Genomic DNA, 25656 nt, shown 5'->3' with positions numbered 1-25656 from the left:
CCGAGACACTCTGAGGAACTCAATAGATGAACCAGGAACTCACAACCAACCCGTTCAACCCGCTGGCGCAGCCGTCGACGTTTGACGAGATCAAGGTCTCTCTGGCGTCCCCGGAACGCATTCTGTCGTGGTCCTACGGTGAGATCAAAAAGCCCGAGACCATCAACTACCGGACCTTCAAGCCGGAGCGTGACGGTTTGTTCTGTGCGCGTATTTTTGGCCCGATCAAAGACTACGAATGTCTCTGTGGCAAATATAAGCGCATGAAATATCGCGGCGTCGTCTGCGAAAAATGCGGTGTTGAAGTCACCCTCCAGAAAGTGCGTCGCGAGCGCATGGGCCACATCGAACTGGCCGCTCCCGTCGCGCACATCTGGTTCCTGAAATCGCTCCCGAGCCGGATCGGCCTCATGCTCGACATGACGTTGCGCGATCTGGAACGCGTGCTCTATTTCGAAAACTATGTGGTGATCGAGCCGGGTCTGACGGACCTCTCCTATGGTCAGATGATGACCGAAGAAGAGTACATGGACGCGCAGGATCTCTACGGTATGGACGCGTTCGAAGCCGACATCGGCGCCGAAGCGATCCGTAAGATGCTTGCCAACATCGATCTGGAGTCCACCGCAGAACAACTGCGCGAAGACCTCAAAGAGGCGACCGGTGAGCTCAAGCCCAAGAAAATCATCAAGCGTCTGAAAATCGTCGAGTCCTTCCTCGAATCCGGCAACCGCCCGGAGTGGATGATCCTGACCGTGATCCCCGTGATCCCGCCGGAACTTCGCCCGCTGGTGCCGCTCGATGGTGGCCGTTTCGCGACCTCCGATCTCAACGACCTTTACCGTCGTGTGATCAACCGGAACAACCGTCTGAAACGCCTGATCGAGCTGCGTGCGCCGGACATCATCGTCCGCAACGAAAAGCGGATGCTGCAAGAGTCGGTTGACGCTCTGTTCGACAACGGCCGTCGTGGCCGCGTCATCACCGGTGCGAACAAACGCCCGCTGAAGTCGCTCTCCGACATGCTGAAGGGTAAACAGGGTCGTTTCCGTCAGAACCTTTTGGGTAAACGCGTCGACTTCTCCGGTCGTTCGGTCATCGTGACCGGCCCGGAGCTGAAGCTGCACCAATGTGGTCTGCCGAAGAAGATGGCGCTCGAACTGTTCAAGCCGTTCATCTACTCGCGGCTTGAGGCCAAAGGTCTGTCTTCGACCGTGAAACAAGCGAAGAAGCTGGTTGAAAAAGAACGTCCGGAAGTTTGGGACATCCTCGACGAGGTGATCCGCGAACACCCGGTGTTCCTCAACCGTGCGCCGACGCTTCACCGTCTCGGCATCCAAGCGTTCGAACCCACGCTGATCGAAGGTAAAGCGATCCAGCTGCACCCGCTCGTCTGTTCGGCGTTCAACGCCGACTTCGACGGGGACCAGATGGCCGTTCACGTGCCGCTGTCGCTCGAAGCCCAGCTCGAAGCCCGCGTCCTGATGATGTCCACGAACAACGTGCTGTCGCCCGCCAACGGCGCGCCGATCATCGTTCCGTCGCAGGATATGATCTTGGGCCTTTATTACATCACCATGCAGCGTGATGGGATGAAGGGCGAAGGCATGGTTTTCTCCGACATCGAGGAAGTCGAATACGCCCTGACCGCCGGCGAAGTGCACCTGCACGCCAAAATCACCGCGCGGATCAAGCAGATCGACGAGCATGGTCAGGAAGTTTGGGAGCGTCACGAGACGACCCCGGGTCGTCTGCGTCTCGGCACGCTGTTGCCGCTCAACGCAAAAGCACCGTTCTCTCTCGTGAACCAGCTTCTGCGGAAGAAAGACGTGCAGCGCGTCATCGACACCGTCTACCGTTACTGCGGTCAGAAAGAGTCGGTGATCTTCTGTGACCAGATCATGTCCCTCGGGTTCAAAGAGGCGTTCAAGGCCGGGATTTCCTTCGGCAAGGACGACATGGTGATCCCGGATACCAAGTGGACCATCGTCGATGGCACCCGCGATCAGGTGAAAGACTTTGAACAACAGTACATGGACGGTCTGATCACTCAGGGCGAAAAGTACAACAAAGTCGTCGATGCCTGGGCCAAGTGTAACGACAAGGTCACCGAGGCGATGATGAACACCATCTCGGCGCCGAAGTACGACGAGACCGGTGCCGAACAGGAACCGAACTCGGTTTACATGATGGCCCACTCCGGGGCCCGTGGTTCCGTGACCCAGATGAAACAGCTGGGCGGGATGCGCGGCCTGATGGCGAAACCCTCGGGCGAGATTATCGAAACGCCGATTATCTCGAACTTTAAAGAGGGTCTGACCGTGCTCGAGTACTTCAACTCGACCCACGGTGCGCGGAAAGGTCTGTCGGATACGGCGCTTAAAACGGCGAACTCTGGTTACCTGACCCGTCGTCTCGTCGACGTGGCGCAAGACTGTATCGTGCGCGAAGTCGATTGTGGCACGGATCGCGCCGTGACCGCCGAAGCCGCCGTCAACGACGGTGAAGTGGTTGCGACTCTGGCCGAGCGTATCCTCGGTCGTGTGTCCGCTGACGACGTTCTGCGTCCGGGTACCGATGAGGTGCTGGTGTCGAAGAACGAGCTGATCGACGAACGCAAAGCCGACGCCATCGAGGCGGCCGGTGTCGCGTCCATGCGCATCCGCAGCCCGCTGACCTGTGAGGCCGAAGAGGGCGTCTGTGCCATGTGCTATGGCCGTGACCTCGCGCGTGGTACTCTGGTGAACCAGGGCGAAGCCGTGGGCATCATCGCGGCTCAGTCCATCGGGGAACCGGGGACGCAGCTGACGATGCGGACCTTCCACATCGGCGGTGTTGCTCAGGGTGGTCAGCAGTCCTTCCAGGAATCCAACCAGGAAGGCAAGATCGAGTTCCGTGAAGCGAACCTGCTTGAGAACAAGCACGGCGAGCAGATTGTCATGGGCCGCAACATGAAACTTGCGATCATGGACGAGAACGGTGTGGAGCGCGCCTCCTACAAGCTCGGTTACGGCACCAAGGTCTTCGTCACCGAAGGTCAGACCATCGGTCGTGGCGTGAAGCTGTTCGAATGGGACCCGTACACCCTGCCGATCATCGCGGAGAAAACCGGTAAAGCGAAATTCGTCGACCTTATCACTGGCCTCTCGGTTCGTGACGAGACCGACGATGCGACCGGCATGACCCAGAAAATCGTGTCCGACTGGCGCTCCGTGCCGCGTGGCGGCGATCTGAAGCCGGAGATCCTGATCCTCGACGCAGATGGCGAAGTGCTGCGCAACGAAGCCGGGAACCCCGTGACCTATCTGATGTCCGTGGACGCCATCCTCTCCATCGAGGACGGTCAGGACATTCAGGCCGGTGACGTGGTTGCGCGTATCCCGCGTGAAGGTGCGAAGACCAAGGACATCACCGGTGGTCTGCCGCGTGTGGCCGAACTGTTCGAAGCCCGTCGCCCGAAAGATCACGCGATCATCGCCGAAATCGATGGTTACGTGCGCTTCGGCAAGGACTACAAGAACAAGCGTCGCATCACGATCGAACCGTCGGACGACACCAAGGAACCCGTCGAATACATGGTGCCGAAAGGCAAGCACATCCCGGTGGCCGAAGGCGACTTCGTGCACAAGGGTGACTACATCATGGACGGCAACCCGGCGCCGCACGACATCCTTGCCATCATGGGCGTCGAAGCACTGGCGAACTACATGATCGACGAGGTGCAGGACGTCTATCGCCTGCAAGGTGTGAAGATCAACGATAAGCACATCGAAGTCATCGTGCGTCAGATGTTGCAGAAATGGGAGATCTCGGACTCGGGTGACACCACTCTGCTCAAGGGCGAAGCGGTCGATAAGGTCGAGTTCGACGAGGCCAATGCGAAAGCCGAAGCCAAGGGCGGGCGTGCCGCGAAAGGTCAGCCGATCCTCCTCGGGATCACCAAGGCCTCGCTGCAAACGCGCTCCTTCATCTCGGCGGCCTCCTTCCAGGAGACCACCCGTGTTCTCACCGAGGCGTCCGTTCAGGGCAAACGCGACAAGCTTGTCGGCCTCAAAGAGAACATCATCGTGGGTCGCCTGATCCCGGCCGGGACCGGTGGCGCCACCCAGCGCGTCCGCCGCATTGCCGCCGAGCGCGACAACGTGGTGATCGAGGAAGCCCGTGCAGAGGCCGAAGCCGCCGCACAACTCGCGGCCCCGATCATGGATGTGATGGGCGGCGAGGCGGAAGACACGCTCTTCGTCGACACCCCGGAAGGCTCCTTCGACGAGTAAGTCGACCTGTCAGAAAAACGAAAGGCCCTGCGGAAACGCGGGGCCTTTTGCTTTGGGGATGGCGGGAAGCGGCGGGTTGCGTCAGGTGCGATGCGGTCAAGTGAACCGCACCACCTCGCTGTGATGAAACACCCACCGCGGGTCTTTTGTCGCGTCAAACCCATGCACCTTGGCCAGCCGTTCGACGTAATCCATGCAACACAGGTGATGCAGCCGCATCAGCTCCGGCTCACGGGAGAACTCGCCATAGACCGCATCGAAGCGATCCGTGTATTTCAACGCGCTCTCGTCCAGCTCCTCGTTGCGGTTCTTGCCGCGAAAGAACGTTTCCGTGTAGCGATCCTTGCCCGCAACGGTGGATTTCGTCCCCATCTTGAGCGCGAAACTTTCCCATGTGCGCGAGGCGTAATGGTTGAGCTGGGCGTATTCATGGGTGATCCAGCGGGACTGGGTCATCATCACCGGGCTGTCTTTTGGATGATAGCGCCGCATCGTAGCCCCGTCGCAGCGCTTGAGTTGGTTGGGCGGTGCGCCCCAGGCGCCCTTGCCGCGCCAGCCTTTCGGGGAATGCACCCCCAGACGCCAGAAATCTGTCGGCCAGCGCACCAGCGTTTTGAAAAACACATTGCCCTTGTGACGGCGCTCGGAAGTTCTGAGGAAACGGCGGTGGGTCGGCACGTCTTCCCATCGCAGATAGCCATTGTCCCCGAAACACCGCCAGTGCACGGCGATGGCATGGGTCTCCGCCATATCGAATTGCGCCAGAAGATCGTCGAGCAGCCCGTCGCCGACATGCACCACGAGAAACTCATCGACGTCGATGTTGAACACCCAGTCTGCCGCCCGAATGCGCGGATGTTTCGACATCAGCTTCAGCGTGGTCTGTTTCACCGGGCGGTCGGGTTCGGGCACATAGGGCACGGCGGTCAGTACGCCTGCCGCATCGAGCGCCTGCAACAGCTCCGGCGAATGATCGGTGCAGTCGTTGTAAAACACCACCAGATGGTCGAAGCCCAACATGAGATACCAAGCGACCCACTCAAGGATGAACGGCCCCTCGTTGCGCATGGTCGTGACGACGAGACGTTCTCCCATTTCCGATCACCCTTACCCGAACTTGCGGTTCACTATGCATGGCCCGGTTCGCAGGGCAAGCCCGGCACATGGCCTCTTCCCAGAGGCCGCGCGCGATGATAGCGGGGAACGGAAAGGATGCCCCATGACGACCATGCTCTCACGCCTGCCCGACAACACCCGTGGCGCGGTGCTCATGGCGCTGTCCATGGCGGCGTTCACCACCAACGACAGCTTTATGAAAGGCGTGCTGGCCGAGGTGCCGATCTCTCAGGCGCTGTTCGTGCGCTCGCTGATGAGTCTCGTGATGCTCTATGTGGTCCTCACGCCGATCATCGGCCCGGTGCGCTTCAATCTTGCGCGGCGGGACTGGGCGCTTGTCGTCCTGCGCTCGTTTGCCGAAGTGGTTGCCGCGATGTGTTTCCTCACCGCAGTCAAACATGTGCCGCTCGCCAATGCCACGGCGATCATGCAGACCATGCCCCTGTCGATCACCATCGCAGGTTGGTTGCTGTTTCGCGATCCGCTTGGCTGGCGGCGCATGACCGCGATTTTTGTCGGGTTCTTTGGCGTTCTGATGATCGTGCAGCCCGGCACGGAGGGGTTCAGTGCCTATGGGCTCTGGGCCGTGGCCGCGATGCTTTGCGTGACGGTGCGCGACATCATCGTGCGCAAGATGCACGAGAGCGTTCCGAATTCCACCGTGACTTTCGGCGCAATCGTGGCCGTAGGGATCGCAACGGGGCTGCTGTCCTTGGGGGTCGACTGGGCACCGATGACGATGAAAACCTCGGCCCAGCTCTTTGGCTCGGCCAGCTTTGTGCTGGTGGGCTATGTGCTTTCGGTCGCGGTGATGCGGGTGGGCGAGATGTCCTTTGTCTCGCCGTTTCGCTATACCGCGCTGATCTGGGCGCTGGTGATCGGTTTCTTTGCCTTCGGGGAATGGCCGAACCTTCTGGCACTCTGCGGGGCAGGGACCATCGCGGCGACGGGCATCTATACGGTGCTGCGTGAGGCGCGGATGAAACGCAGGCGGACCTGACAGGGCCGCAGCTGTTGACAAGCCTCTCGACTCTACCTATACCGCGCCCCATCCGGCTCAGGGTCTGACTCTGTTTGCCGACTCTCAAATCGTAGTGATCAAGATGCGGGCCACTTTGAGGCCCTCATCCTCTGGGAACTCACCGCGTCGTTCGCCTCGGAATGGGAACGATTGCGGGTTTTCGTGTTATGCGCATGTCGTCTGACACAACCATCGTAATCGCCCCGGCAAAAGCCGAGGTTCACAGAAGTCTAGGAAACGGGAAAGAGCCCTATGCCGACGATTCAGCAGCTGATCCGCAAACCGCGTCAGCCCAAACGTAAGGTTTCCAAGTCGCAGCACTTGGAACAATGCCCCCAGAAGCGTGGCGTCTGCACGCGCGTCTACACCACCACCCCGAAGAAACCGAACTCCGCTATGCGGAAAGTTGCGAAGGTCCGCCTGACCAACGGTTTCGAGGTCATCTCCTACATCCCGGGTGAAAGCCACAACCTTCAGGAACACTCCGTGGTTCTGATCCGCGGCGGCCGGGTAAAAGACCTTCCGGGTGTGCGTTACCACATCCTCCGCGGTGTCCTCGACACCCAAGGCGTCAAAGACCGTAAACAGCGTCGCTCGAAATACGGCGCGAAGCGTCCGAAGTAAGGAGATCTCAGAATGTCTCGTCGTCACGCCGCTGAGAAGCGCGAAGTCCTGCCCGACGCCAAATATGGCGATCGCGTGCTGACCAAATTCATGAACAACCTGATGATCGACGGCAAAAAGTCGGTCGCAGAGAAAATCGTCTACAACGCGCTCGATCGCGTTGAGTCGAAACTCAAAAAAGCTCCGGTGGAAGTCTTCCACGAAGCCCTCGACAACGTGAAACCGTCCGTCGAAGTGCGCTCCCGTCGTGTGGGCGGTGCCACCTATCAGGTGCCCGTCGAAGTGCGTACCGAGCGTCGCGAAGCTCTGGCCATCCGCTGGCTGATCAACGCGTCCCGTGCCCGCAACGAGAACACGATGGAAGAACGTCTTGCCGGTGAGCTGCTCGACGCGGTAAATGGCCGTGGCGCTGCTGTGAAAAAGCGCGAAGACACCCATAAAATGGCCGACGCCAACAAAGCGTTCAGCCATTACCGCTGGTAACAAAACCGAAGGACACGAGCCCAATGGCACGCGATTATCCCCTCGACCGGTACCGCAACTTCGGTATCATGGCGCATATCGACGCTGGTAAAACCACCACGTCGGAACGCATCCTCTACTACACCGGGAAGTCCCACAACATCGGTGAGGTGCACGACGGTGCAGCCACCATGGACTGGATGGAGCAGGAGCAGGAACGCGGCATCACCATCACTTCCGCTGCGACGACCACCTTCTGGGAACGCACCGAAGACGGTGAAAACGCCCAAACCCCGAAACACCGCTTCAACATCATCGACACTCCCGGCCACGTGGACTTCACCATCGAGGTGGAACGTTCGCTCGCCGTGCTTGACGGTGCGGTTGCCGTGCTCGACGCCAACGCTGGCGTTGAGCCGCAAACCGAAACCGTGTGGCGTCAGGCTGACCGCTACAAGGTTCCGCGTATCGTGTTCGTCAACAAGATGGACAAGATCGGCGCTGACTTCTTCAACTGCGTCCACATGATTGAAGACCGCACCGGCGCCCGTCCGGTTCCGGTTGCTATTCCGATCGGCGCAGAGACCGAGCTTGAGGGCCTCCTCGACCTCGTTCTGATGAAAGAGTGGCTCTGGAAGGGCGATGACCTCGGTGCATCCTGGGTTCTCGAAGACATCCGTCCGGAGCTTCAGGATCAGGCCGACGAATGGCGTGGCAAAATGATCGAAGCCGCCGTCGAAATGGACGACGACGCGATGATGGCCTACCTCGAAGGCGAAGAGCCGGACGTTCCGACGCTCCGCGCGCTGATCCGTAAGGGCTGCCTGTCGATGTCCTTCGTGCCGATGCTCGGCGGTTCCGCGTTCAAAAACAAAGGCGTCCAGCCGCTGTTGAACGCCGTGATCGACTACCTGCCGTCTCCGCTCGACGTCCCGGCCTACATGGGCTTCAAACCGGGCGACGAAGAAGAGGTTCGGAACATCGCGCGTCACGCGTCTGACGAAGAGCCGTTCTCCGGTCTTGCATTCAAGATCATGAACGACCCGTTCGTGGGCTCCCTGACCTTCACCCGGATCTACTCCGGTGTGATGAACAAAGGCGACACCATCCTGAACTCCACCAAAGGTAAGAAAGAGCGCATCGGTCGTATGATGATGATGCACTCCAACAACCGTGAGGAGATCGAAGAAGGCTTCGCTGGCGACATCATCGCTCTGGCCGGTCTGAAAGACACCACCACCGGTGACACGCTCTGCGATGTCAAAGACCCGGTTGTGCTCGAAACCATGACCTTCCCGGATCCGGTGATCGAGATTGCTGTCGAGCCCAAAACCAAGGGTGACCAGGAGAAAATGTCCGCAGGTCTGGCACGTCTTGCTGCCGAAGACCCGTCCTTCCGCGTCGAAACCGACATCGAGTCCGGTCAGACCATCATGAAGGGCATGGGCGAACTTCACCTCGACATCCTCGTCGACCGTCTGAAGCGCGAGTTCAAAGTGGAAGCCAACATCGGTGCGCCGCAGGTGGCCTACCGTGAGACCATCTCCCACAAGATCGAGCACTCCTACACCCACAAGAAACAGTCCGGTGGTTCCGGTCAGTTCGCTGAGGTGAAACTGGAGATCGTTCCGACCGAGCCGGGCGAGGGCTACTCCTTCGAATCCAAAATCGTTGGTGGTGCGGTTCCGAAAGAATACATCCCGGGTGTCGAAAAAGGCATCAAATCCGTGATGGACTCCGGTCCGCTCGCGGGCTTCCCGGTGATCGACTTCAAAGTGGCGCTGCTCGACGGTAAGTTCCACGACGTCGACTCCTCGGTTCTGGCGTTCGAAATCGCGTCTCGTATGTGCATGCGTGAAGGTCTCAAAAAGGCCGGCGCGAAACTGCTCGAGCCGATGATGAAAGTCGAAGTTGTGACCCCGGAAGAATACACCGGCGGCATCATCGGCGACCTCACCTCCCGTCGCGGGCAGGTGACCGGCCAGGAACCGCGCGGCAACGCGGTGGCGATCAACGCCTTCGTGCCGCTCGCCAACATGTTCGGCTACATCAACACCCTGCGCTCCATGTCCTCGGGCCGTGCGCAGTTCACGATGCAGTTCGACCATTACGAGCCGGTGCCGAGCAACATCTCGGAAGAAATCCAGGCGAAATACGCGTAAGCGTCGCCTCAGCCCAAAATCGGGGATCGGGTGTTCCGATCCCCACACTGAATTAGACAGGAGGCCTCTATGGCTAAAGGTAAGTTTGAGCGTAACAAACCGCACGTCAACATCGGCACGATCGGCCACGTTGACCACGGCAAGACCACTCTGACGGCAGCGATCACCAAATACTTTGGTGACTTCAAAGCCTATGACGAAATCGACGGTGCGCCGGAAGAAAAAGCTCGCGGGATCACGATCTCCACGGCTCACGTGGAATACGAGACCCCGAACCGTCACTACGCGCACGTCGACTGCCCCGGCCACGCCGACTACGTGAAAAACATGATCACCGGTGCGGCCCAGATGGACGGCGGTATCCTCGTGGTGAACGCGGCTGACGGCCCGATGCCGCAGACCCGTGAGCACATCCTGCTCGCCCGTCAGGTTGGCGTGCCGGCTCTCGTTGTGTTCCTGAATAAAGTTGACCAGGTTGACGACGAAGAGCTCCTCGAGCTCGTCGAAATGGAAGTGCGCGAACTTCTGTCCGCCTACGACTTCCCGGGCGACGATATTCCGATCATCGCAGGGTCCGCTCTGGCCGCTCTCGAAGGCCGTGACCCGGAAATCGGCGAAGAGAAGATCAAGGAACTGATGGCCGCTGTCGACGAGTACATCCCGACCCCGGCGCGTGCTGTTGACCAGCCGTTCCTGATGCCGATCGAAGACGTGTTCTCGATCTCTGGCCGCGGCACCGTTGTGACCGGTCGTGTGGAGCGCGGTGTGATCAACGTGGGCGACGAGATCGAAATCGTCGGTATCCGCGACACCAAGAAAACCACCTGTACCGGTGTTGAAATGTTCCGCAAACTGCTCGACCGCGGTGAAGCTGGCGACAACATCGGCGCTCTGCTGCGCGGTGTGGACCGTGAAGGCGTCGAGCGTGGTCAGGTTCTGTGTAAACCGGGCTCCGTGAACCCGCACACCAAATTCGAATCCGAGGTCTACATTCTGACCAAGGAAGAAGGTGGCCGTCACACCCCGTTCTTCGCGAACTACCGTCCGCAGTTCTACTTCCGTACGACGGACGTGACCGGGACCGTTGTTCTGCCGGAAGGCACCGAGATGGTGATGCCGGGCGACAACCTGAAATTCACGGTTGAGCTGATCGCTCCGATCGCGATGGAAGAAGGTCTCCGCTTCGCCATCCGCGAAGGCGGCCGCACCGTGGGTTCGGGCGTTGTGTCCAAAATCCTTGCTTAATTAGCTCTGCTAACTGAGACATAGAAAGGGCCTCCTTCGGGAGGCCCTTTTTGTTTCGGAGGATTAAGGGGGCGTGAGGCGCATGCTTCTATCGGCGACCGCACGACGCTCTTTACTTAGCAGTGGGCACAATCGTTCTTCGATTGCCTCTAAAACGTACCGATCTGGCCCAACCCCGCGTTGGAGTAGCTGCGCTCTCTTTTCTGAGGTTGGAATTGTTCGAAGGACATCACGGCCCACTGTTCTAATTCTTTGTGGAAATCGGTGATGTATCGACCTTCCCTAAGGCCTTTCTCTGTCGGCCCCAAACCATGCGTACAAGAGGTGTGTACGCTTACTGAGACGGTTCTATCTTCTCGCATAAACACACCAACATCTGTGGCGCAGGACGATTTTTTGCGCTCGGGAAAACGGCAGACAATATGAGTTTCTCTTTCAAGGCATGAACCGCCCAATCCGGGCATTTCAACAATGAGAGCCTCCCGAGCATAACTATAGATATCTCGCGCCTCATCTATGTTTTCAAAAACAATTCTTGAAAAAAGATCTGATTGAGAAAGGCAGGCAGATAGCAATAGCAAAGTAGAGCAAAGGGTAACTCGGGTGAGGTGCATAAAGGGGGCCAAAATAGTCATTAAAGAAAAGCTACACGACTGACCCTAATCTATTACCCTAGATGTTGGGATCAAACTGGCGTGCCTCCTCAGCATCTGTTTTAAACATACGAGGCGCGCAGCGCCGCTTCTATAATTAGTTCCGACTCTCGCCGTTAAAAACCTTGCCATAAAGCCCATCCCCCTCTATATCGCGCGAGTTCTCTTTCGGGAGAACGCATGAAGAGGGATTCGCAAATGGTCTGATATGACTCTGAGCCCCCGCTTCATAAGGTTCGACGAGGGTGCCCGATGAGCGGGCATCTTCCTCTCAACCTCAATAAGCCTACGAAAGGCAATGCTATGCAAGGCCAGAACATCCGTATTCGGCTGAAGGCATTTGATTTCCGCGTGCTCGACGCGTCGACCCAGGAAATCGTCAACACGGCGAAGCGCACCGGCGCTCAGGTCCGTGGCCCGATCCCTCTGCCGAACAAGATTGAGAAGTTCACGGTTCTCCGTGGTCCTCACATCGACAAAAAATCCCGCGACCAGTTCGAGATCCGCACGCACAAGCGTCTTCTCGACATCGTTGACCCGACCCCCCAGACCGTGGACGCGCTCATGAAGCTCGACCTCGCCGCTGGCGTGGATGTCGAGATCAAAGTCTGAGGAGGGCAATAGAGATGTTGCGCTCTGGTGTTATCGCGAAAAAGGTCGGCATGACCCGCCTTTTCATGGAAGACGGCAAACAGATCCCTGTGACCGTTCTTCTGCTCGACAATCTGCAAGTGGTTGCTCAGCGCACCACCGAGAAAGACGGCTACACCGCCGTTCAGCTCGGCGCTGGCTCCGCAAAAGCAAAACGGACCTCCCAAGCCATGCGTGGTCACTTCGCTGCGGCGAACGTGGCTCCGAAACGCAAAGTGGCTGAGTTCCGCGTGGACGAAGACAAGCTGATCGAAGTGGGTGCGGAAATCTCCGCCAACCACTACCTCGAAGGTCAGTTCGTTGACGTTTCCGGCACGTCCATCGGTAAAGGTTTTGCCGGTGCCATGAAACGCCACAACTTCGGCGGTCTGCGCGCCTCCCACGGTGTGTCCATCTCCCACCGTTCCCACGGTTCCACCGGTCAGTGTCAAGAACCGGGCCGTGTGTTCAAAGGGAAAAAGATGGCCGGTCACATGGGTGCTGCCCGTGTCACCACCCAAAACCTCCAAGTTGTCCGCACCGACGCCGACCGTGGCCTGATCATGGTCAAAGGCGCTGTTCCGGGCTCCAAAGGCGGCTGGGTCACCATCAAAGACGCCGTGAAGAAAGCAGCTCCGGCTGATCTTCCGCTTCCGGCTGCTCTGAAATCCGCTGCCTCTGAAGCGACCGCCGCTCCGGCTGTCGAAGCTCCGGCAGAAGGGGGTGAAGCATGAAACTTGACGTGATCAAACTCGACGGCGCCAAGGCTGGCACGCTGGATCTGGACGAAGCTCTCTTCGGCCTCGAACCGCGCGCTGACATTCTGCACCGTGTGGTCCGCTGGCAGCGTAACAACGCGCAGCAGGGCACCCACAAGGTGAAGACGAAGTCTGAAGTGTCCTACTCCACCAAGAAGATCTACCGCCAAAAAGGCACCGGTGGCGCTCGCCACGGCTCCCGCAAGGCACCGATCTTCCGCAAAGGTGGTATCTACAAAGGCCCGACCCCGCGGTCTCACGGCCACGATCTTACGAAGAAATTCCGTAAGCTCGGCCTGAAACACGCGCTCTCCGCGAAAGCCGCAACCGGCAATCTCGTGGTTCTGGACGAAGCGAAACTCGCCGAAGCCAAAACCGCTCTGCTGGCCAAAGCTGTCAAGGAACAGGGCTGGAAACGCGTGCTGATCATCGACGGCGCCGACATCGACGCGAACTTCAAAGCTGCGGCTGCGAACATCGCCGGTGTGGACGTGCTGCCGACCATCGGTGCCAACGTCTACGACATCCTGAAACGTGACACGCTCGTGATCACCAAAGCAGGTGTCGAAGCTCTGGAGGCTCGCCTGAAATGACCAACAAAGCTGAACTCTACGACGTGATCCGCAAGCCGATCATCACCGAGAAAGCCACCATGGCTTCTGAAAACGGTGCTGTGGTTTTTGAAGTCGCCATCGACTCCAACAAACCGCAGATCAAAGAAGCTGTGGAAACGCTCTTCGGTGTGAAGGTGAAAGCGGTGAACACCGTTGTCACCAAAGGCAAAACCAAACGCTTCCGCGGCATGCCGGGCAAGCGTAAGGACGTGAAAAAAGCCTACGTCACCCTCGAAGACGGCAACGCGATCGACGTGTCCACCGGTCTCTGAGCACAGCGCTTAGATCTGGAGAAATGAAGAAGCCCCTCGGTGAGAGCCGGGGGGCTTTTTGTTCTGCCGGTCGAGCCTTACCCAACCTGCCGCAACAGCTGCTTTGCACGCCGCCAGCGCAGGAACGCGCGACTCCGGTCGACGAAACGTGCGAGGTCTTCCGCGCCCATATGCTCATGCAGGGCGCGCAGGGTGGGCGTTCCGACCGTCGGACTTTTCCACAGGCGACCGATCAGATGATAATGCGCGATATCGCAGCTTCCCGGTTCCGGATCGCCCCAGCCCATGATGTTGTAATTGTACCGCTGCGGCAGGATCTTGGTCGGGGTGCCGCAACGGGCCCCGAGCGCGGAGAGGGTGATCTGATCGAGATTGTCCCGCTGCGCGGCAAAGGCAACCTGGTGATCGAGATCGAGCGTCATGTCGAGCCATTCCCGTCCGACGTGGATGTTTCCGTCCTGGGTCCGCTCGCGGAACAGGACGACACCGGCGTTGAAATAGGGCGGGTAATCGAGGTTCGGGCGGCGCAATGTGCCTGGCCGCTCCAGCGGCATGGGAACCCCCATCTGCGCATAGAGCGGCTCCCAGTCCTGCGCTGTAGGTACGGCGGAGGTGAGGAAGTCCGAGAGCACCGCCGCCACGGTGGCATCACCGAGCGCCGCTTCGAAATCGACGGGGCCACAAAACACGACATCCGTGTCGAGAAAGACCGCGATCTCGCCCTCGCGCTCATCGGCGGCGGCAAGGAGCTTGTTGCCGATCGGGTAGGGTTTGCGCCAGTCACGCCCTTCGGGCGCGGGGATGGAGCGCAGTGCGATCCCGGCCTTCTCGAACAGCCGCATCAGTGTCTCCGGCAGCTCCGTTCCCGGCCGGACATAGGCATAAAACCGGCACCGCCCCGCCATATGTTGGAGGATGGAGGCGGCGAGGAAATGCGCCTGAGTTTCGAGTTTCGGACCGTCGACGACAAAGAAGACACTGATCAAAAGGATTTCTCCCAATCCCGGGTATGTGCCCGCTGACCATGGCAGAGAAATCCCGGCGGCGACAGTGGGCGCATGGGGTTTCTGTCGGTGAGGGCACGGCTTCAATACGCCACCGCGCGGGATCAAGGCGTGCCGTTGCGCGAGGCCTGCCCGTGTCACGCCGAAAGCGTCATCCCAGCAGGATCGGGCTGGCGCTTTGGCCATCTTCGTGTAACGGCCATTTCATGGAGTAACTTGGCTGGGATAACGTGCGCCGATCTGACGCCGGTGCGCCACCTCACGGGCAGGCGCTCGCGCTCAAATCCAACCCGGAGTGGATTATTTCCACTCCGCACTAGACTCCACCCCGAACACCCACTATACCCCGCCCATCTCACGGCCCCGGATTCGTTCTTGGGGCCCGTGATTTGTGTGGGACGAGGACCGCAAGGACCCCGGCCTTAGACGAAAACGGGTCGTAGCCGCATCGGCTACATGAGATGACCCAAAGCAAACGGAAGACAGAAACTATGGCACTCAAGTCGTATAAACCGACGACGCCTGGCCAGCGTGGGCTGGTTCTGATCGACCGTTCGGAGCTTTGGAAAGGGCGCCCGGTCAAATCTCTCACCGAGGGTTTGACCAAGAACGGCGGCCGGAACAACACCGGACGGATCACGATGCGCCGCAAAGGCGGCGGGGCAAAGCGTCTCTATCGCATCGTCGACTTCAAACGCACCAAGTTTGACGTCGCTGCAACCGTGGAACGGATCGAATATGACCCGAACCGCACCGCGTTCATCGCGCTCATCAAATACGAAGACGGCGAACAGGCTTACATCCTGGCTCCGCAGCGTCTGGCCGTCGGCGACAAAGTCATCGCCTCCGCCAAAGCTGACGTGAAGCCCGGCAACGCCATGCCGTTCTCCGGTCTGCCGATCGGTACGATCGTCCACAACGTCGAGATGAAACCGGGCAAAGGCGGCCAGATCGCCCGTGCTGCCGGCACCTACGCTCAGTTCGTTGGCCGTGACGGTGGTTACGCCCAGATCCGTCTTTCCTCCGGCGAGCTGCGTCTCGTGCGTCAGGAATGCATGGCTACGGTCGGTGCCGTGTCCAACCCCGACAACTCCAACCAGAACATCGGTAAAGCCGGTCGTAACCGCCACAAAGGCATTCGTCCGTCCGTCCGCGGTGTTGTCATGAACCCGATCGACCACCCGCACGGCGGTGGTGAAGGCCGTACCTCTGGTGGCCGTCACCCGGTGACTCCGTGGGGCAAGCCGACGAAAGGCGCGAAAACGCGCAAGAACAAAGCGACGGACAAATTCATCGTTCGCTCGCGTCACGCTCGGAAGAAGGGTCGCTAAGATATGGCACGTTCTGTCTGGAAAGGCCCGTTTGTGGACGCTTACGTCCTCAAGAAAGCCGAAAAAACCCGCGAGAGCGGCCGCAACGAGGTCATCAAGATCTGGTCGCGTCGTTCCACCATCCTGCCTCAGTTCGTTGGTCTCACCTTTGGTGTGTACAACGGTCAGAAGCACATCCCCGTCAACGTCACGGAAGACATGATCGGTCAGAAGTTCGGTGAATACGCGCCGACCCGCACCTATTACGGTCACGCCGCCGACAAAAAAGCGAAACGGAAATAAGTCATGGGTAAGGTTGCAAATCCCCGTCGCGTGGCTGACAACGAAGCCATGGCGAAAGCCAAAATGCTTCGCGTTTCCCCGCAAAAACTGAACCTCGTGGCTCAGATGATCCGCGGCAAGAAAGTCGACAAGGCCCTCACGGACCTGACTTTCTCCAACAAGCGTATCGCTCAGGACGTGAAGAAATGCCTTCAGTCCGCGATCGCCAACGCCGAGAACAACCACAACCTCGACGTCGATGAGCTCATCGTCGCCGAAGCATGGGTTGGCAAAAACCTCACCATGAAACGCGGTCGCCCGCGTGCCCGTGGTCGTTTTGGCAAGATCATGAAGCCGTTCGCGGAAATCACCATCAAGGTGCGTCAAGTTGAGGAGCAAAACTAATGGGTCATAAGGTTAACCCGATTGGCATGCGTCTCCAGGTCAACCGCACCTGGGACAGCCGCTGGTACGCTGACACGAAAGATTACGGCGATCTTCTTCTCGAAGACCTCAAAATCCGTGATTTCATCAAGGAAGAATGCAAGCAGGCCGGTGTGTCGCGCGTCATCATCGAGCGCCCGCACAAAAAATGCCGTGTGACCATTCACACCGCCCGTCCGGGCGTCATCATCGGCAAAAAAGGTGCGGACATCGAGACGCTCCGCAAAAAAGTTGCCGCGATGACCGATTCCGAGCTGCACCTCAACATCGTTGAAGTGCGCAAGCCGGAACTCGACGCCGCTCTGGTGGCCGAGTCCATCGCTCAGCAGCTCGAGCGTCGTGTGTCCTTCCGTCGTGCCATGAAACGTGCCGTGCAGAACGCCATGCGTATGGGTGCCCTCGGCATCCGCGTGAACGTTGCCGGTCGTCTCGGTGGTGCTGAGATTGCGCGTACCGAATGGTACCGCGAAGGTCGCGTTCCGCTTCACACCCTGCGTGCAGACATCGACTACGCGCATGCTGAAGCGTCGACCGCTTACGGCATCATCGGCATCAAAACCTGGATCTTCAAAGGCGAGATCATGGAACACGACCCGCAGGCTCGTGACCGTCGCGCCGAAGAAGCCCAAGCCGGTCCGGCACCTCGCGGTGACCGCGGCGGCCGTCGCTAAGGAGGGTCTGATCAATGCTTCAGCCTAAGCGTACAAAATTCCGCAAAATGCACAAAGGCCGTATCCACGGCGAAGCAAAAGGCGGTTCGGATCTGACCTTCGGCACCTTCGGTCTCAAAGCCGTTGAGCCCGAGCGTATCACTGCACGTCAGATCGAAGCAGCTCGTCGTGCCATGACGCGTCACATGAAGCGTCAGGGTCGTGTTTGGATCCGCATTTTCCCGGACACCCCGGTGACCGCGAAGCCCGTCGAAGTTCGTATGGGTAAAGGTAAAGGCTCCGTGGACCGTTGGGTCTGCAAAGTCAAACCGGGCCGCGTGATGTTCGAACTGGACGGCGTGTCGGAAGACGTCGCTCGTGAGGCTCTGCGCCTCGCTGCGATGAAACTCCCGATTAAAACCCGCACGGTCGCGAAAGAAGACTGGTAAAGGTCGAAAACGCGTAAGCGTTTTCTGACCAGCGTGCGGCAGTTGCTTTTCATGGAAAAGCAATGAGAGCACGCCCCGGTTGAGAATAAAGAAACCCCTGCTGAGTAATCGGCAGGGGTTTTGTTTTTCCGACGGTGAGGGGTTTTCACCCCACCTCAATCTCCAACCCAAACTCCAACTCCGACGACACCCCATCGCCCCAGAACCCGCCTTCGATCGGCATCGTCCCCATCTGATCCGGGGCGGCTGAGAGGGCGACGTGGCCGTCCGCGACCGCCACCCCGTGGGTCGGATCATACCCCTGCCACCCCACTCCCGACAGCCAGACTTCGGGCCAGGCGTGCAGGTGGCGCTTGCCGTCCGGCGTTTCTGCCTTGGCCTGATAGCCCGACACGAAGCGCGCGGGGATGCCAAGGCTGCGGCAGGCGGCGATGAACAGCACGGCGAGATCGCGGCACGCGCCCCTGCCGATGCGAAGCGTCTCTTCCGCCGTCTGGGCATAGCCGGTCGGCCGGATATGCCGATCTGTCCGCCGGTACAGGGTTTCGGTCAGCAGCTCGAGAAACCGCGGTACATCCCCGGCCTCCTGCATGAGATCGCGGGCAAAACCCGCGACGCTGTCCTCGGGGAGGAGATGCAGATAGGTCGCCATGTTCGGCTGATCCGAGACCGGCGTCGGATGGCCCGTCTCACAGGTAAAGCGGCTGACGATGTGCAGCACATCGGTTTCGCCCGCAAAACCCACACGGGTTTCCGGCGTACCAAAAGCCGACGGCCCATCCTCGCGCCAGACGGGCGTGGGCGTGATCTCATAGCGATGATCGAGCGCATGCACCCCGTAGGGTTTGAGGCGCAAAAGCTGATCTCCGAGCCGCACCGGCGCGGAATAGCGATAAAGAGTGTCGTGACGAACGGTGAAGCGCATGCGAGCCTCCTTTCAACAGACGGTCATGCTGCGACTGCGAAATCAAGCGCGAAGCCCCTTGTCTCACGCGGGAGGACCTCCATATCAGAAGGCCAGGCCCTGAATGAGACAAAGATGCGCGCACAGATTTCCGAATTCATCGAACGACCTATCTTCCGCCATACCATCATGGCGGTCATCCTGTTCAACGCCGTGATCCTGGGGCTTGAGACCTCGGAACGGATCATGGCGCGGGCCGGATGGCTGATCGAGACGCTCGACATGATCTGTCTGAGCATCTTCGTGCTGGAATTGGCCCTGAAAATCTACGCGCAGGGGCCGCGGTTCTTTCGCGATGGCTGGAACTGGTTCGATACGGTGATCGTCGGCATGTCGCTCTCTCCGGTCGGGGAGGGGCTGTCGGTGCTTCGCGCCCTGCGGATCCTGCGATTGCTGCGTGTCGTCTCCGTCGTGCCAAGCCTGCGCCGGGTGGTCGAGGCCTTCATCATGGCCTTGCCGGGCATGGCCTCGGTCTTCCTGCTCACCGGCATCATCTTTTACATCGGCTCGGTCATTGCGACGAAACTCTACGGGCCGACATTTCCCGAATGGTTCGGCACGCTGGGCGCCTCGCTCTACACGCTGTTTCAGGTCATGACGCTGGAAAGCTGGTCCATGGGCATCGTGCGCCCTGTGATGGAGGTGCATCCCGAAAGCTGGCTGTTCTTTGTGCCCTTCATTCTGGTCACCGCCTTTGCCGTGCTCAACCTCGTCGTGGGTCTGATCGTCTCCACGATGCAGGATGCCCATGCTGAGGAAAGCAACGCCGCGACAGACAGCTATCGCGACGATGTGTTGGGGCGTCTCGAGCGGATCGAGAGGGCGCTGGAGCGGCGCTGAGTTACTCGTCGGTCCGGGGCTCCCGTTCGCAACACAAACGCTCCCCCGGAGCGTTTGTGTTGCGGAGGCGCGAACCGTTACTCACCCCATTTGTAGTTAAAGCTGACCGACACCCGGTCGAACTCCGACTGGTTCATCATCACCTCATGGCGCAGCCAGCTTTCCCAAAGCATGATGTCGCCCGCTTCCGGCGAGAGGTAGATGAAATTCTGCATCTCCCGGCGGGCGTCTTTCTTGCGGGCGGGGGCGCCCATCATCATCACATGGCGCGGATCTTCGAGCCGCAGCGACGAGGCGCCTTCCGGCATGGCGACATAGGTCGTGCCGGAGATCACCGAATGCGGGTGAATATGGGCGGAGTGATAGCCGCCCTCCGGCAGGATGTTGATCCAGAGGTCTTCGAGCACCAGCTTGCGGTCGCCCAGATCGAATTCGAGGTCTTCGGCGAATTTCGCGACGTGCTGATCGAGGCTCTCGACGATGTCCTTGAAGATCGGGAAGCGCCAGGGCAGGTCGGTGAGAGACGCATAGGAGGTGTAGCCCGGATAGCCCTTGTCATCGCACCATTGCTGCCCGGCCTCGTCATCCTCGGCGATGGCATAGCAACTGTCGAACAGCTCATCCTGATCGACCTCCGGGGAGAACTCGTTCAGTTTCGCTTTGTAAAGACGGGTGACGAAAAGGGATTCGATGTCGGCCATGGGAGAGGCTCCTTTGGGAGGTTTGGCCTGTCATAACGCGCGGGGGAGGGCTTGGCGAGGGGCAGGGCGTCGCGGGTTGTCTGTGGCAGGTCCATATCGCATAGTCCGGGCACCAGCTTATTGAGGTCCAAATGGATTACACTGAATATTGGTTCAACCTTCTGTCGTCGTCCTCTTTCAAACAGGCATTTTACGCTTTGGCGCTGGGGGCGCTGCTTCTCGGATTGGCGCTCGTGGTCGTCGCCTTCGCATTTTACGGGCGCGCGCGGGAGGCGGAAGAGAGCGGCTCTCTCGATCCGAAATGGGCGATGCTGTTTGCAACGTGGCGCGACAGTCTGATCATCACGCTGCTGTTCTCCGCGCAGGCGCTGATCTATCGCTACGCGGATTTCATGGGGATGAGCACACTGGGAATGACCAATGTGTTAACGACCTACACGCTTGTGCAGCCAATGTTAGTCTATATTTTCGACATTCTCATTGTGGTGGTGGCCGTGATGCGGATCATTGCGATCACCCGTTTTCTGAAACGCGCGGGCGTTTAGCTTAGAAATGCGAAAAGAGGGAAAACCCCAACTTTCCCTTGCCACGCCACACCCAACCCCTTATAGAGCGGCATCTCACAGATTCCCTTCAGGGGGAGTCGTGTGCATTGACATAACCCACCGGACCGAATGTCACCCCGAACAAGGGCGCATTCCGGTGCTACCAGGAACCAAGGAGAGGCGCCAAATGAACGCCCAGGAATTGCGTGCGAAAACGCCGGACGAGCTCAAGACCGAGCTCGCCAATCTGAAAAAAGAATCCTTCAACCTGCGTTTCCAGCAGGCCACGGGTCAGCTCGAAAACACCGCTCAGATCCGCAAAGCGCGCCGCACGGCCGCTCTTGTGAAAACCATTCTGAACGAAAAAGCCAAGTCGGCTGAGTAAGGAGAGCGACCTATGCCCAAGCGTATTCTTTCCGGGGTCGTGACCTCGAACCAGAACGAACAGACCGTGACCGTGCTCGTCGAGCGCCGTTTCAAACACCCGGTTCTGAAAAAGACCATCCGTAAGTCCAAAAAATACCGGGCTCACGATGAGAACAACCAATTCAACGTCGGCGACACCGTCCGTATTCAGGAATGTGCACCGAAGTCGAAAACCAAGCGTTGGGAAGTGCTCGCCTGATCTCGATCAGACAAGCCTCCTCCCAGCTTAATCGAAACCCTGGGGGCACCGATCACTGCAGATCGCCCCAAAGGTCGGGAGAAACCAAATGATCCAGATGCAGACCAATCTGGATGTCGCTGATAACTCTGGCGCTCGCCGAGTTCAGTGCATCAAGGTCCTCGGCGGTTCCCACCGTCGTTACGCCTCCGTGGGCGACATCATCGTGGTGTCGGTCAAGGAAGCGATTCCGCGTGGCCGTGTGAAAAAAGGGGACGTCCGTAAGGCCGTCGTCGTTCGCACCGCTAAAGAAGTCCGTCGCGAAGACGGCACCGCGATCCGTTTCGATCGCAACGCCGCCGTCATCCTCAACAACAACAACGAGCCCGTTGGTACCCGTATCTTCGGCCCGGTTGTTCGCGAACTTCGTGCGAAAAACTTCATGAAGATCATCTCGCTCGCTCCGGAGGTGCTCTAATGGCTGCTAAGCTGAAAAAAGGCGACAAGGTCGTCGTCCTCGCCGGCAAGGACAAAGGCAAACAGGGTGAAATCACCTCTGTCATGCCGTCCAAAGGCAAGGCCATCGTGGAAGGCATCAACATTGCCATCCGTCACGCACGCGCCACGCAGGGCGAGCAAGGCGGCCGCAAGCCGATCGCCATGCCGATCGACCTGTCGAACCTCGCGCTGCTCGATGCCAACGGCAAAGCCACCCGCGTCGGTTTCCGCATGGAAGGCGATCAGAAAGTGCGCTTCGCCAAAACCACGGGAGACGTGATCTGATGCTCGACACCACCGATTACACCCCGCGTCTTAAAGCCGCTTACAAAGACAGCATCCGTGCTGCTCTGAAAGAAGAGTTCGGCTACAAGAACGACATGCAGATCCCGCGTCTGGACAAAATCGTCCTGAACATCGGCTGCGGTGCGGAAGCTGTGAAAGACTCCAAAAAAGCGAAATCCGCTCAGGAAGATCTTTCCGCGATCGCCGGTCAGAAAGCGCTCGTCACGAAAGCCAAGAAATCCATCGCTGGTTTCCGCGTTCGTGAAGACATGCCGCTCGGTGCGAAAGTCACCCTGCGCGGCGACCGCATGTATGAATTCCTCGATCGTCTGATCACGATTGCCATGCCCCGCATCCGCGACTTCCGCGGCGTGCCCGGCACCTCTTTCGACGGCCGTGGCAACTACGCCATGGGCCTGAAAGAGCACATCGTGTTCCCCGAGATCAACTTCGACAAAGTCGACGAAGTCTGGGGGATGGACATCGTCATCGCGACCACCGCGAAGACGGACGCAGAAGCCAAGAGCCTGTTGAAAGCTTTCAACATGCCCTTCAACAGCTAATCGCGCGAGGAGTTTGAGAACATGGCAAAGAAATCCATGATCGCACGCGAGCGCAAGCGCGAGAAGCTGGTGGCGAAATACGCCGCCAAGCGCGCTGCTCTCAAAGAGGTCGTCTACGACCAGGACAAGCCGATGGAAGAGCGTTTCCGCGCGTCCCTGAAGCTTGCTGAACTGCCGCGCAACAGCTCGGCTACCCGTCTGCACAACCGTTGTCAGCTGACCGGCCGTCCCCACGCTTACTACCGTAAGCTGAAGGTGTCCCGGATCATGCTGCGGGAACTCGGCTCCTTCGGCCAGATCCCCGGTCTGGTGAAATCGAGCTGGTAAGGGAGAGAGAATATGAACGATCCTATCGGCGATATGCTCACCCGTATCCGTAACGCTCAAATGCGTGGCAAATCCACCGTCTCCACCCCGGCTTCCAAGCTGCGCGGCTGGGTTCTGGATGTGCTGCTCGACGAGGGTTACATCCGCGGCTATGAGAAAGGCACCGACGTCAACGGTCACCCGACCCTTGAAATCAGCCTGAAATACTTCGAAGGCACCCCGGTCATCCGCGAACTGAAACGGGTCTCCAAACCCGGTCGTCGCGTGTACCTCGGTGTCAAGGACATCCCGTCGGTCCGTCAGGGCCTTGGTGTGTCGATTGTCTCCACCCCGAAGGGTGTGATGTCGGACGCAAACGCTCGTGCCAACAATGTTGGTGGCGAAGTGCTTTGCACCGTCTTCTAAGGAGGTCTCTCGATGTCTCGTATTGGTAAGAAACCGGTCGAGCTGCCCAGCGGCGTTTCCGCCTCTGTGTCCGGCCAGACCATCGAAGTGAAAGGCCCGAAGGGCACTCACTCCTTCACCGCCACGGACGATGTGACCCTCGCTGTCGAAGACAACACCGTCACCGTCACCCCCCGTGGTAAATCGAAGCGCGCTCGCCAGCAGTGGGGCATGTCCCGCACCATGGTCGCCAATATGGTGACCGGTGTGACCGACGGCTTCAAGAAAGAGCTCGAAATCAACGGTGTTGGTTATCGTGCTGCGATGCAGGGCAACGTGCTCAAACTCAACCTGGGTTACTCCCACGAAGTGAACTTCGAGGTTCCGGCCGGCGTCACCGTGACGTCTGCGAAACCGACCGAGATCACTGTGGAAGGTTCCGACCCGCAACTCGTCGGTCAAGTCGCGGCCAACATCCGCGAATGGCGTAAGCCTGAGCCCTACAAAGGCAAAGGTATCAAGTACAAAGGCGAGTTCATCTTCCGTAAGGAAGGGAAGAAGAAGTAAGGACGCTCATCATGGCAAACAGCAAACGGACCCTGTTTCTGAAACGCCGCCTGCGCGTTCGGAACAAACTTCGCAAGAACAATGTCGGCAAGCTTCGCCTGTCGATCCATCGTTCGAACAAGAACATCAGCGCTCAGCTGATCGACGACGTTCAGGGCAAAACCCTGGCCGCTGCCTCCTCGCTCGAGAAAGATCTCGGTGTGGTCGGCAAGAACAACGTCGAAGCCGCCGCCAAAGTTGGCGCGGCGATTGCAGAGCGCGCGAAGAAAGCCGGTGTCGAAGAGTGCTACTTCGACCGTGGTGGCTTCCTCTTCCACGGCAAGGTGAAGGCTCTCGCCGACGCTGCCCGTGAAGGTGGTCTGAAGTTCTAAGACTTGAGGGAGGGGGGCAATGCTCCCCTTCCCGATGATCCGGGTCGGGCGCCTTTCGGGCGCCCTTCACTAAGGATCGAGTTCAACGGCGTTTTTCGAAGCGCCACCTCCAAAAGGAAAGTTCTATGGCAGAACGTGAAAACCGCCGGGATCGTCGCGAGCGCGAGGAAGCCCCGGAATTCGCAGATCGTCTTGTCGCGATCAACCGTGTGTCCAAAACCGTCAAAGGTGGTAAGCGCTTCGGCTTCGCCGCTCTCGTGGTTGTGGGCGACCAAAAAGGCCGCGTTGGCTTCGGCAAAGGTAAAGCGAAAGAGGTCCCCGAGGCCATCCGCAAAGCCACCGAGCAAGCCAAGCGCCAAATGATCCGCGTGCCGCTCAAAGAAGGCCGCACCCTGCACCACGACATCGAAGGTCGTCACGGTGCCGGTCGCGTCGTGATGCGCACCGCCCCGCAAGGTACCGGGATCATCGCCGGTGGTCCGATGCGCGCCGTGTTCGAAATGCTCGGCATTCAGGACGTGGTTGCCAAATCCATCGGCTCCCAGAACCCGTACAACATGATCCGCGCCACGCTGGACGGCCTCAAACTCGAAGCCTCCCCGCGCTCCGTGGCTCAGCGTCGCGGCAAGAAAGTCGCCGACATCCTGAAAAAGGATGAACCGGCTGCTGAAGCTGCTGAAGCGTAAGGAGACTGACTCATGGCTAAAACCATCGTTGTGAAACAGATCGGCTCCCCGATCCGTCGCCCCGCGAAACAGCGTCAGACCCTGATCGGTCTCGGCCTGAACAAGATGCACAAAACCCGCGAGCTGGAGGACACCCCCTCCGTGCGTGGTATGGTCAACTCCATCCCGCACCTCGTCGAAATCGTCGAAGAGCGTGGGTAAGCGCTGATCGGGGCGCAAGCCCCGACCGCAAGATTTCAAACGCCCTGCCTTCCCGGTGGGGCGTTTTCTTTTAAAAAATTCATATCGGTCGGGAATAAACCCGCCCTGCGCACTGTATCTCTCATGTCTGCACCCGAGCAGACGATGTTT

The 25656-nt window shown here is 59.0% G+C and carries 32 protein-coding genes; 28 read left to right on the top strand and 4 right to left on the bottom strand.

Features of this window, described 5'->3' with window-relative positions; all coding sequences use genetic code 11:
- Window positions 1–26: 26 nt before the first annotated feature.
- Entirely contained in the window at window positions 27–4274 is a 4248-nt protein-coding gene (rpoC, locus tag V1471_RS12945) for a DNA-directed RNA polymerase subunit beta' (protein WP_434289294.1), read from the top strand.
- 96 nt (window positions 4275–4370) lie between these two features.
- On the opposite strand, the gene V1471_RS12940 is transcribed toward rpoC, so the two are convergent.
- Window positions 4371–5369, bottom strand: coding sequence for a glycosyltransferase family 2 protein (locus tag V1471_RS12940; RefSeq protein ID WP_434289292.1), 999 nt, complete (start codon window positions 5367–5369; stop codon window positions 4371–4373).
- Window positions 5370–5493: 124 nt separating this feature from the next.
- Here V1471_RS12940 and V1471_RS12935 point away from each other — a divergent pair, with 124 nt between their 5' ends.
- The 9 genes from V1471_RS12935 to V1471_RS12895 all read left to right on the top strand — a co-directional run bounded on the left by V1471_RS12935 (window position 5494) and on the right by V1471_RS12895 (window position 13831).
- A complete protein-coding gene (locus V1471_RS12935) occupies window positions 5494–6390 on the top strand; it encodes a DMT family transporter (RefSeq protein WP_434289291.1) in 897 nt (298 codons plus the stop codon).
- Window positions 6391–6663: 273 nt separating this feature from the next.
- A complete protein-coding gene (rpsL, locus tag V1471_RS12930; RefSeq protein ID WP_008204009.1) occupies window positions 6664–7035 on the top strand; it encodes a 30S ribosomal protein S12 in 372 nt (123 codons plus the stop codon).
- A 12-nt stretch (window positions 7036–7047) separates the two neighbouring features.
- Complete coding sequence (gene rpsG, locus V1471_RS12925) at window positions 7048–7518, top strand: 30S ribosomal protein S7 (RefSeq protein ID WP_066707212.1); 471 nt, start codon at window positions 7048–7050, stop codon at window positions 7516–7518.
- 23 nt (window positions 7519–7541) lie between these two features.
- Entirely contained in the window at window positions 7542–9659 is a 2118-nt protein-coding gene (fusA, locus tag V1471_RS12920; protein WP_434289287.1) for an elongation factor G, read from the top strand.
- 69 nt (window positions 9660–9728) lie between these two features.
- Complete coding sequence (gene tuf / locus V1471_RS12915; RefSeq protein WP_434289286.1) at window positions 9729–10904, top strand: elongation factor Tu; 1176 nt, start codon at window positions 9729–9731, stop codon at window positions 10902–10904.
- Window positions 10905–11860: 956 nt separating this feature from the next.
- A complete protein-coding gene (rpsJ, locus tag V1471_RS12910) occupies window positions 11861–12169 on the top strand; it encodes a 30S ribosomal protein S10 (RefSeq protein WP_066707020.1) in 309 nt (102 codons plus the stop codon).
- Window positions 12170–12186: 17 nt separating this feature from the next.
- Window positions 12187–12921, top strand: coding sequence for a 50S ribosomal protein L3 (gene rplC, locus V1471_RS12905; RefSeq protein WP_434290936.1), 735 nt, complete (start codon window positions 12187–12189; stop codon window positions 12919–12921).
- Complete coding sequence (gene rplD, locus V1471_RS12900; RefSeq protein ID WP_066707025.1) at window positions 12918–13538, top strand: 50S ribosomal protein L4; 621 nt, start codon at window positions 12918–12920, stop codon at window positions 13536–13538. Before rplC ends, rplD begins: the two co-directional genes overlap by 4 nt.
- Window positions 13535–13831 carry a 50S ribosomal protein L23 gene (locus V1471_RS12895; protein WP_096806453.1) on the top strand — a complete coding sequence of 99 codons (297 nt, stop codon included), beginning with the start codon at window positions 13535–13537 and terminating at the stop codon, window positions 13829–13831. Before rplD ends, V1471_RS12895 begins: the two co-directional genes overlap by 4 nt.
- Window positions 13832–13908: 77 nt before the next feature.
- Here V1471_RS12895 and V1471_RS12890 read toward each other — a convergent pair whose 3' ends face one another.
- Window positions 13909–14817 (bottom strand): hypothetical protein, encoded by a 909-nt coding sequence (locus V1471_RS12890; RefSeq protein WP_434289285.1) that lies wholly within the window; start codon window positions 14815–14817, stop codon window positions 13909–13911.
- A 509-nt stretch (window positions 14818–15326) separates the two neighbouring features.
- Here V1471_RS12890 and rplB point away from each other — a divergent pair.
- The 5 genes from rplB to rplP are packed head-to-tail and all read left to right on the top strand — an operon-like array spanning window position 15327 to window position 17970.
- A complete protein-coding gene (rplB, locus tag V1471_RS12885) occupies window positions 15327–16166 on the top strand; it encodes a 50S ribosomal protein L2 (protein ID WP_066707040.1) in 840 nt (279 codons plus the stop codon).
- 3 nt (window positions 16167–16169) lie between these two features.
- Window positions 16170–16448, top strand: a complete 279-nt coding sequence (gene rpsS / locus V1471_RS12880) for a 30S ribosomal protein S19 (RefSeq protein WP_066707042.1) — start codon at window positions 16170–16172, stop codon at window positions 16446–16448.
- 3 nt (window positions 16449–16451) lie between these two features.
- Entirely contained in the window at window positions 16452–16832 is a 381-nt protein-coding gene (gene rplV / locus V1471_RS12875; protein ID WP_434289283.1) for a 50S ribosomal protein L22, read from the top strand.
- Complete coding sequence (rpsC, locus tag V1471_RS12870) at window positions 16832–17542, top strand: 30S ribosomal protein S3 (protein WP_434289281.1); 711 nt, start codon at window positions 16832–16834, stop codon at window positions 17540–17542. Before rplV ends, rpsC begins: the two co-directional genes overlap by 1 nt.
- A 14-nt stretch (window positions 17543–17556) precedes the next feature.
- A complete protein-coding gene (gene rplP, locus V1471_RS12865) occupies window positions 17557–17970 on the top strand; it encodes a 50S ribosomal protein L16 (RefSeq protein WP_434289280.1) in 414 nt (137 codons plus the stop codon).
- A 145-nt stretch (window positions 17971–18115) separates the two neighbouring features.
- Here the strand turns inward: rplP and V1471_RS12860 are convergent, their stop codons facing one another.
- The gene (locus tag V1471_RS12860) at window positions 18116–18895 is read right to left on the bottom strand and encodes a transglutaminase family protein (RefSeq protein WP_434289278.1); all 780 of its coding nucleotides are present in this window, start codon (window positions 18893–18895) and stop codon (window positions 18116–18118) included.
- 114 nt (window positions 18896–19009) lie between these two features.
- Here V1471_RS12860 and V1471_RS12855 point away from each other — a divergent pair, with 114 nt between their 5' ends.
- The gene (locus tag V1471_RS12855; RefSeq protein WP_434289277.1) at window positions 19010–19774 is read left to right on the top strand and encodes an ion transporter; all 765 of its coding nucleotides are present in this window, start codon (window positions 19010–19012) and stop codon (window positions 19772–19774) included.
- Window positions 19775–19851: 77 nt separating this feature from the next.
- Here V1471_RS12855 and V1471_RS12850 read toward each other — a convergent pair whose 3' ends face one another.
- Window positions 19852–20475 carry a TIGR02466 family protein gene (locus V1471_RS12850; protein ID WP_434289276.1) on the bottom strand — a complete coding sequence of 208 codons (624 nt, stop codon included), beginning with the start codon at window positions 20473–20475 and terminating at the stop codon, window positions 19852–19854.
- 131 nt (window positions 20476–20606) lie between these two features.
- Here V1471_RS12850 and V1471_RS12845 point away from each other — a divergent pair, with 131 nt between their 5' ends.
- The 12 genes from V1471_RS12845 to rpmD all read left to right on the top strand — a co-directional run bounded on the left by V1471_RS12845 (window position 20607) and on the right by rpmD (window position 25506).
- Window positions 20607–21020 (top strand): hypothetical protein, encoded by a 414-nt coding sequence (locus tag V1471_RS12845; RefSeq protein ID WP_434289274.1) that lies wholly within the window; start codon window positions 20607–20609, stop codon window positions 21018–21020.
- A 187-nt stretch (window positions 21021–21207) separates the two neighbouring features.
- Window positions 21208–21405 (top strand): 50S ribosomal protein L29, encoded by a 198-nt coding sequence (rpmC, locus tag V1471_RS12840; protein ID WP_066707057.1) that lies wholly within the window; start codon window positions 21208–21210, stop codon window positions 21403–21405.
- Window positions 21406–21417: 12 nt separating this feature from the next.
- Entirely contained in the window at window positions 21418–21645 is a 228-nt protein-coding gene (gene rpsQ, locus V1471_RS12835; protein WP_066707060.1) for a 30S ribosomal protein S17, read from the top strand.
- Window positions 21646–21733: 88 nt separating this feature from the next.
- Complete coding sequence (gene rplN, locus V1471_RS12830; protein ID WP_009574016.1) at window positions 21734–22102, top strand: 50S ribosomal protein L14; 369 nt, start codon at window positions 21734–21736, stop codon at window positions 22100–22102.
- The gene (gene rplX, locus V1471_RS12825; RefSeq protein WP_066707063.1) at window positions 22102–22407 is read left to right on the top strand and encodes a 50S ribosomal protein L24; all 306 of its coding nucleotides are present in this window, start codon (window positions 22102–22104) and stop codon (window positions 22405–22407) included. The genes rplN and rplX overlap by 1 nt, the downstream gene beginning before the upstream one ends.
- Window positions 22407–22970: a 50S ribosomal protein L5 gene (gene rplE, locus V1471_RS12820; RefSeq protein WP_434289271.1), complete on the top strand. Its 564-nt coding sequence runs from the start codon at window positions 22407–22409 to the stop codon at window positions 22968–22970. Before rplX ends, rplE begins: the two co-directional genes overlap by 1 nt.
- Before the next feature lie 21 nt (window positions 22971–22991).
- Entirely contained in the window at window positions 22992–23297 is a 306-nt protein-coding gene (gene rpsN / locus V1471_RS12815) for a 30S ribosomal protein S14 (protein WP_066707068.1), read from the top strand.
- 12 nt (window positions 23298–23309) lie between these two features.
- Entirely contained in the window at window positions 23310–23702 is a 393-nt protein-coding gene (rpsH, locus tag V1471_RS12810) for a 30S ribosomal protein S8 (RefSeq protein WP_066707071.1), read from the top strand.
- A 12-nt stretch (window positions 23703–23714) separates the two neighbouring features.
- Window positions 23715–24248: a 50S ribosomal protein L6 gene (rplF, locus tag V1471_RS12805; protein ID WP_434289269.1), complete on the top strand. Its 534-nt coding sequence runs from the start codon at window positions 23715–23717 to the stop codon at window positions 24246–24248.
- An 11-nt stretch (window positions 24249–24259) separates the two neighbouring features.
- Entirely contained in the window at window positions 24260–24619 is a 360-nt protein-coding gene (gene rplR / locus V1471_RS12800) for a 50S ribosomal protein L18 (protein ID WP_107815012.1), read from the top strand.
- A 125-nt stretch (window positions 24620–24744) separates the two neighbouring features.
- Entirely contained in the window at window positions 24745–25305 is a 561-nt protein-coding gene (rpsE, locus tag V1471_RS12795) for a 30S ribosomal protein S5 (RefSeq protein WP_066707083.1), read from the top strand.
- A gap of 12 nt (window positions 25306–25317) precedes the next feature.
- Complete coding sequence (rpmD, locus tag V1471_RS12790) at window positions 25318–25506, top strand: 50S ribosomal protein L30 (RefSeq protein ID WP_096806461.1); 189 nt, start codon at window positions 25318–25320, stop codon at window positions 25504–25506.
- The last annotated feature ends 150 nt before the right edge of the window (window positions 25507–25656 follow it).

It is taken from the genome of Celeribacter sp. SCSIO 80788 (assembly GCF_051054295.1).
In the GTDB taxonomy this organism is placed as follows: Bacteria; Pseudomonadota; Alphaproteobacteria; order Rhodobacterales; family Rhodobacteraceae; genus Celeribacter.
Note: the sequence above shows the minus strand (reverse complement) of the source record. Positions and strands in the feature narration are given on the sequence as shown.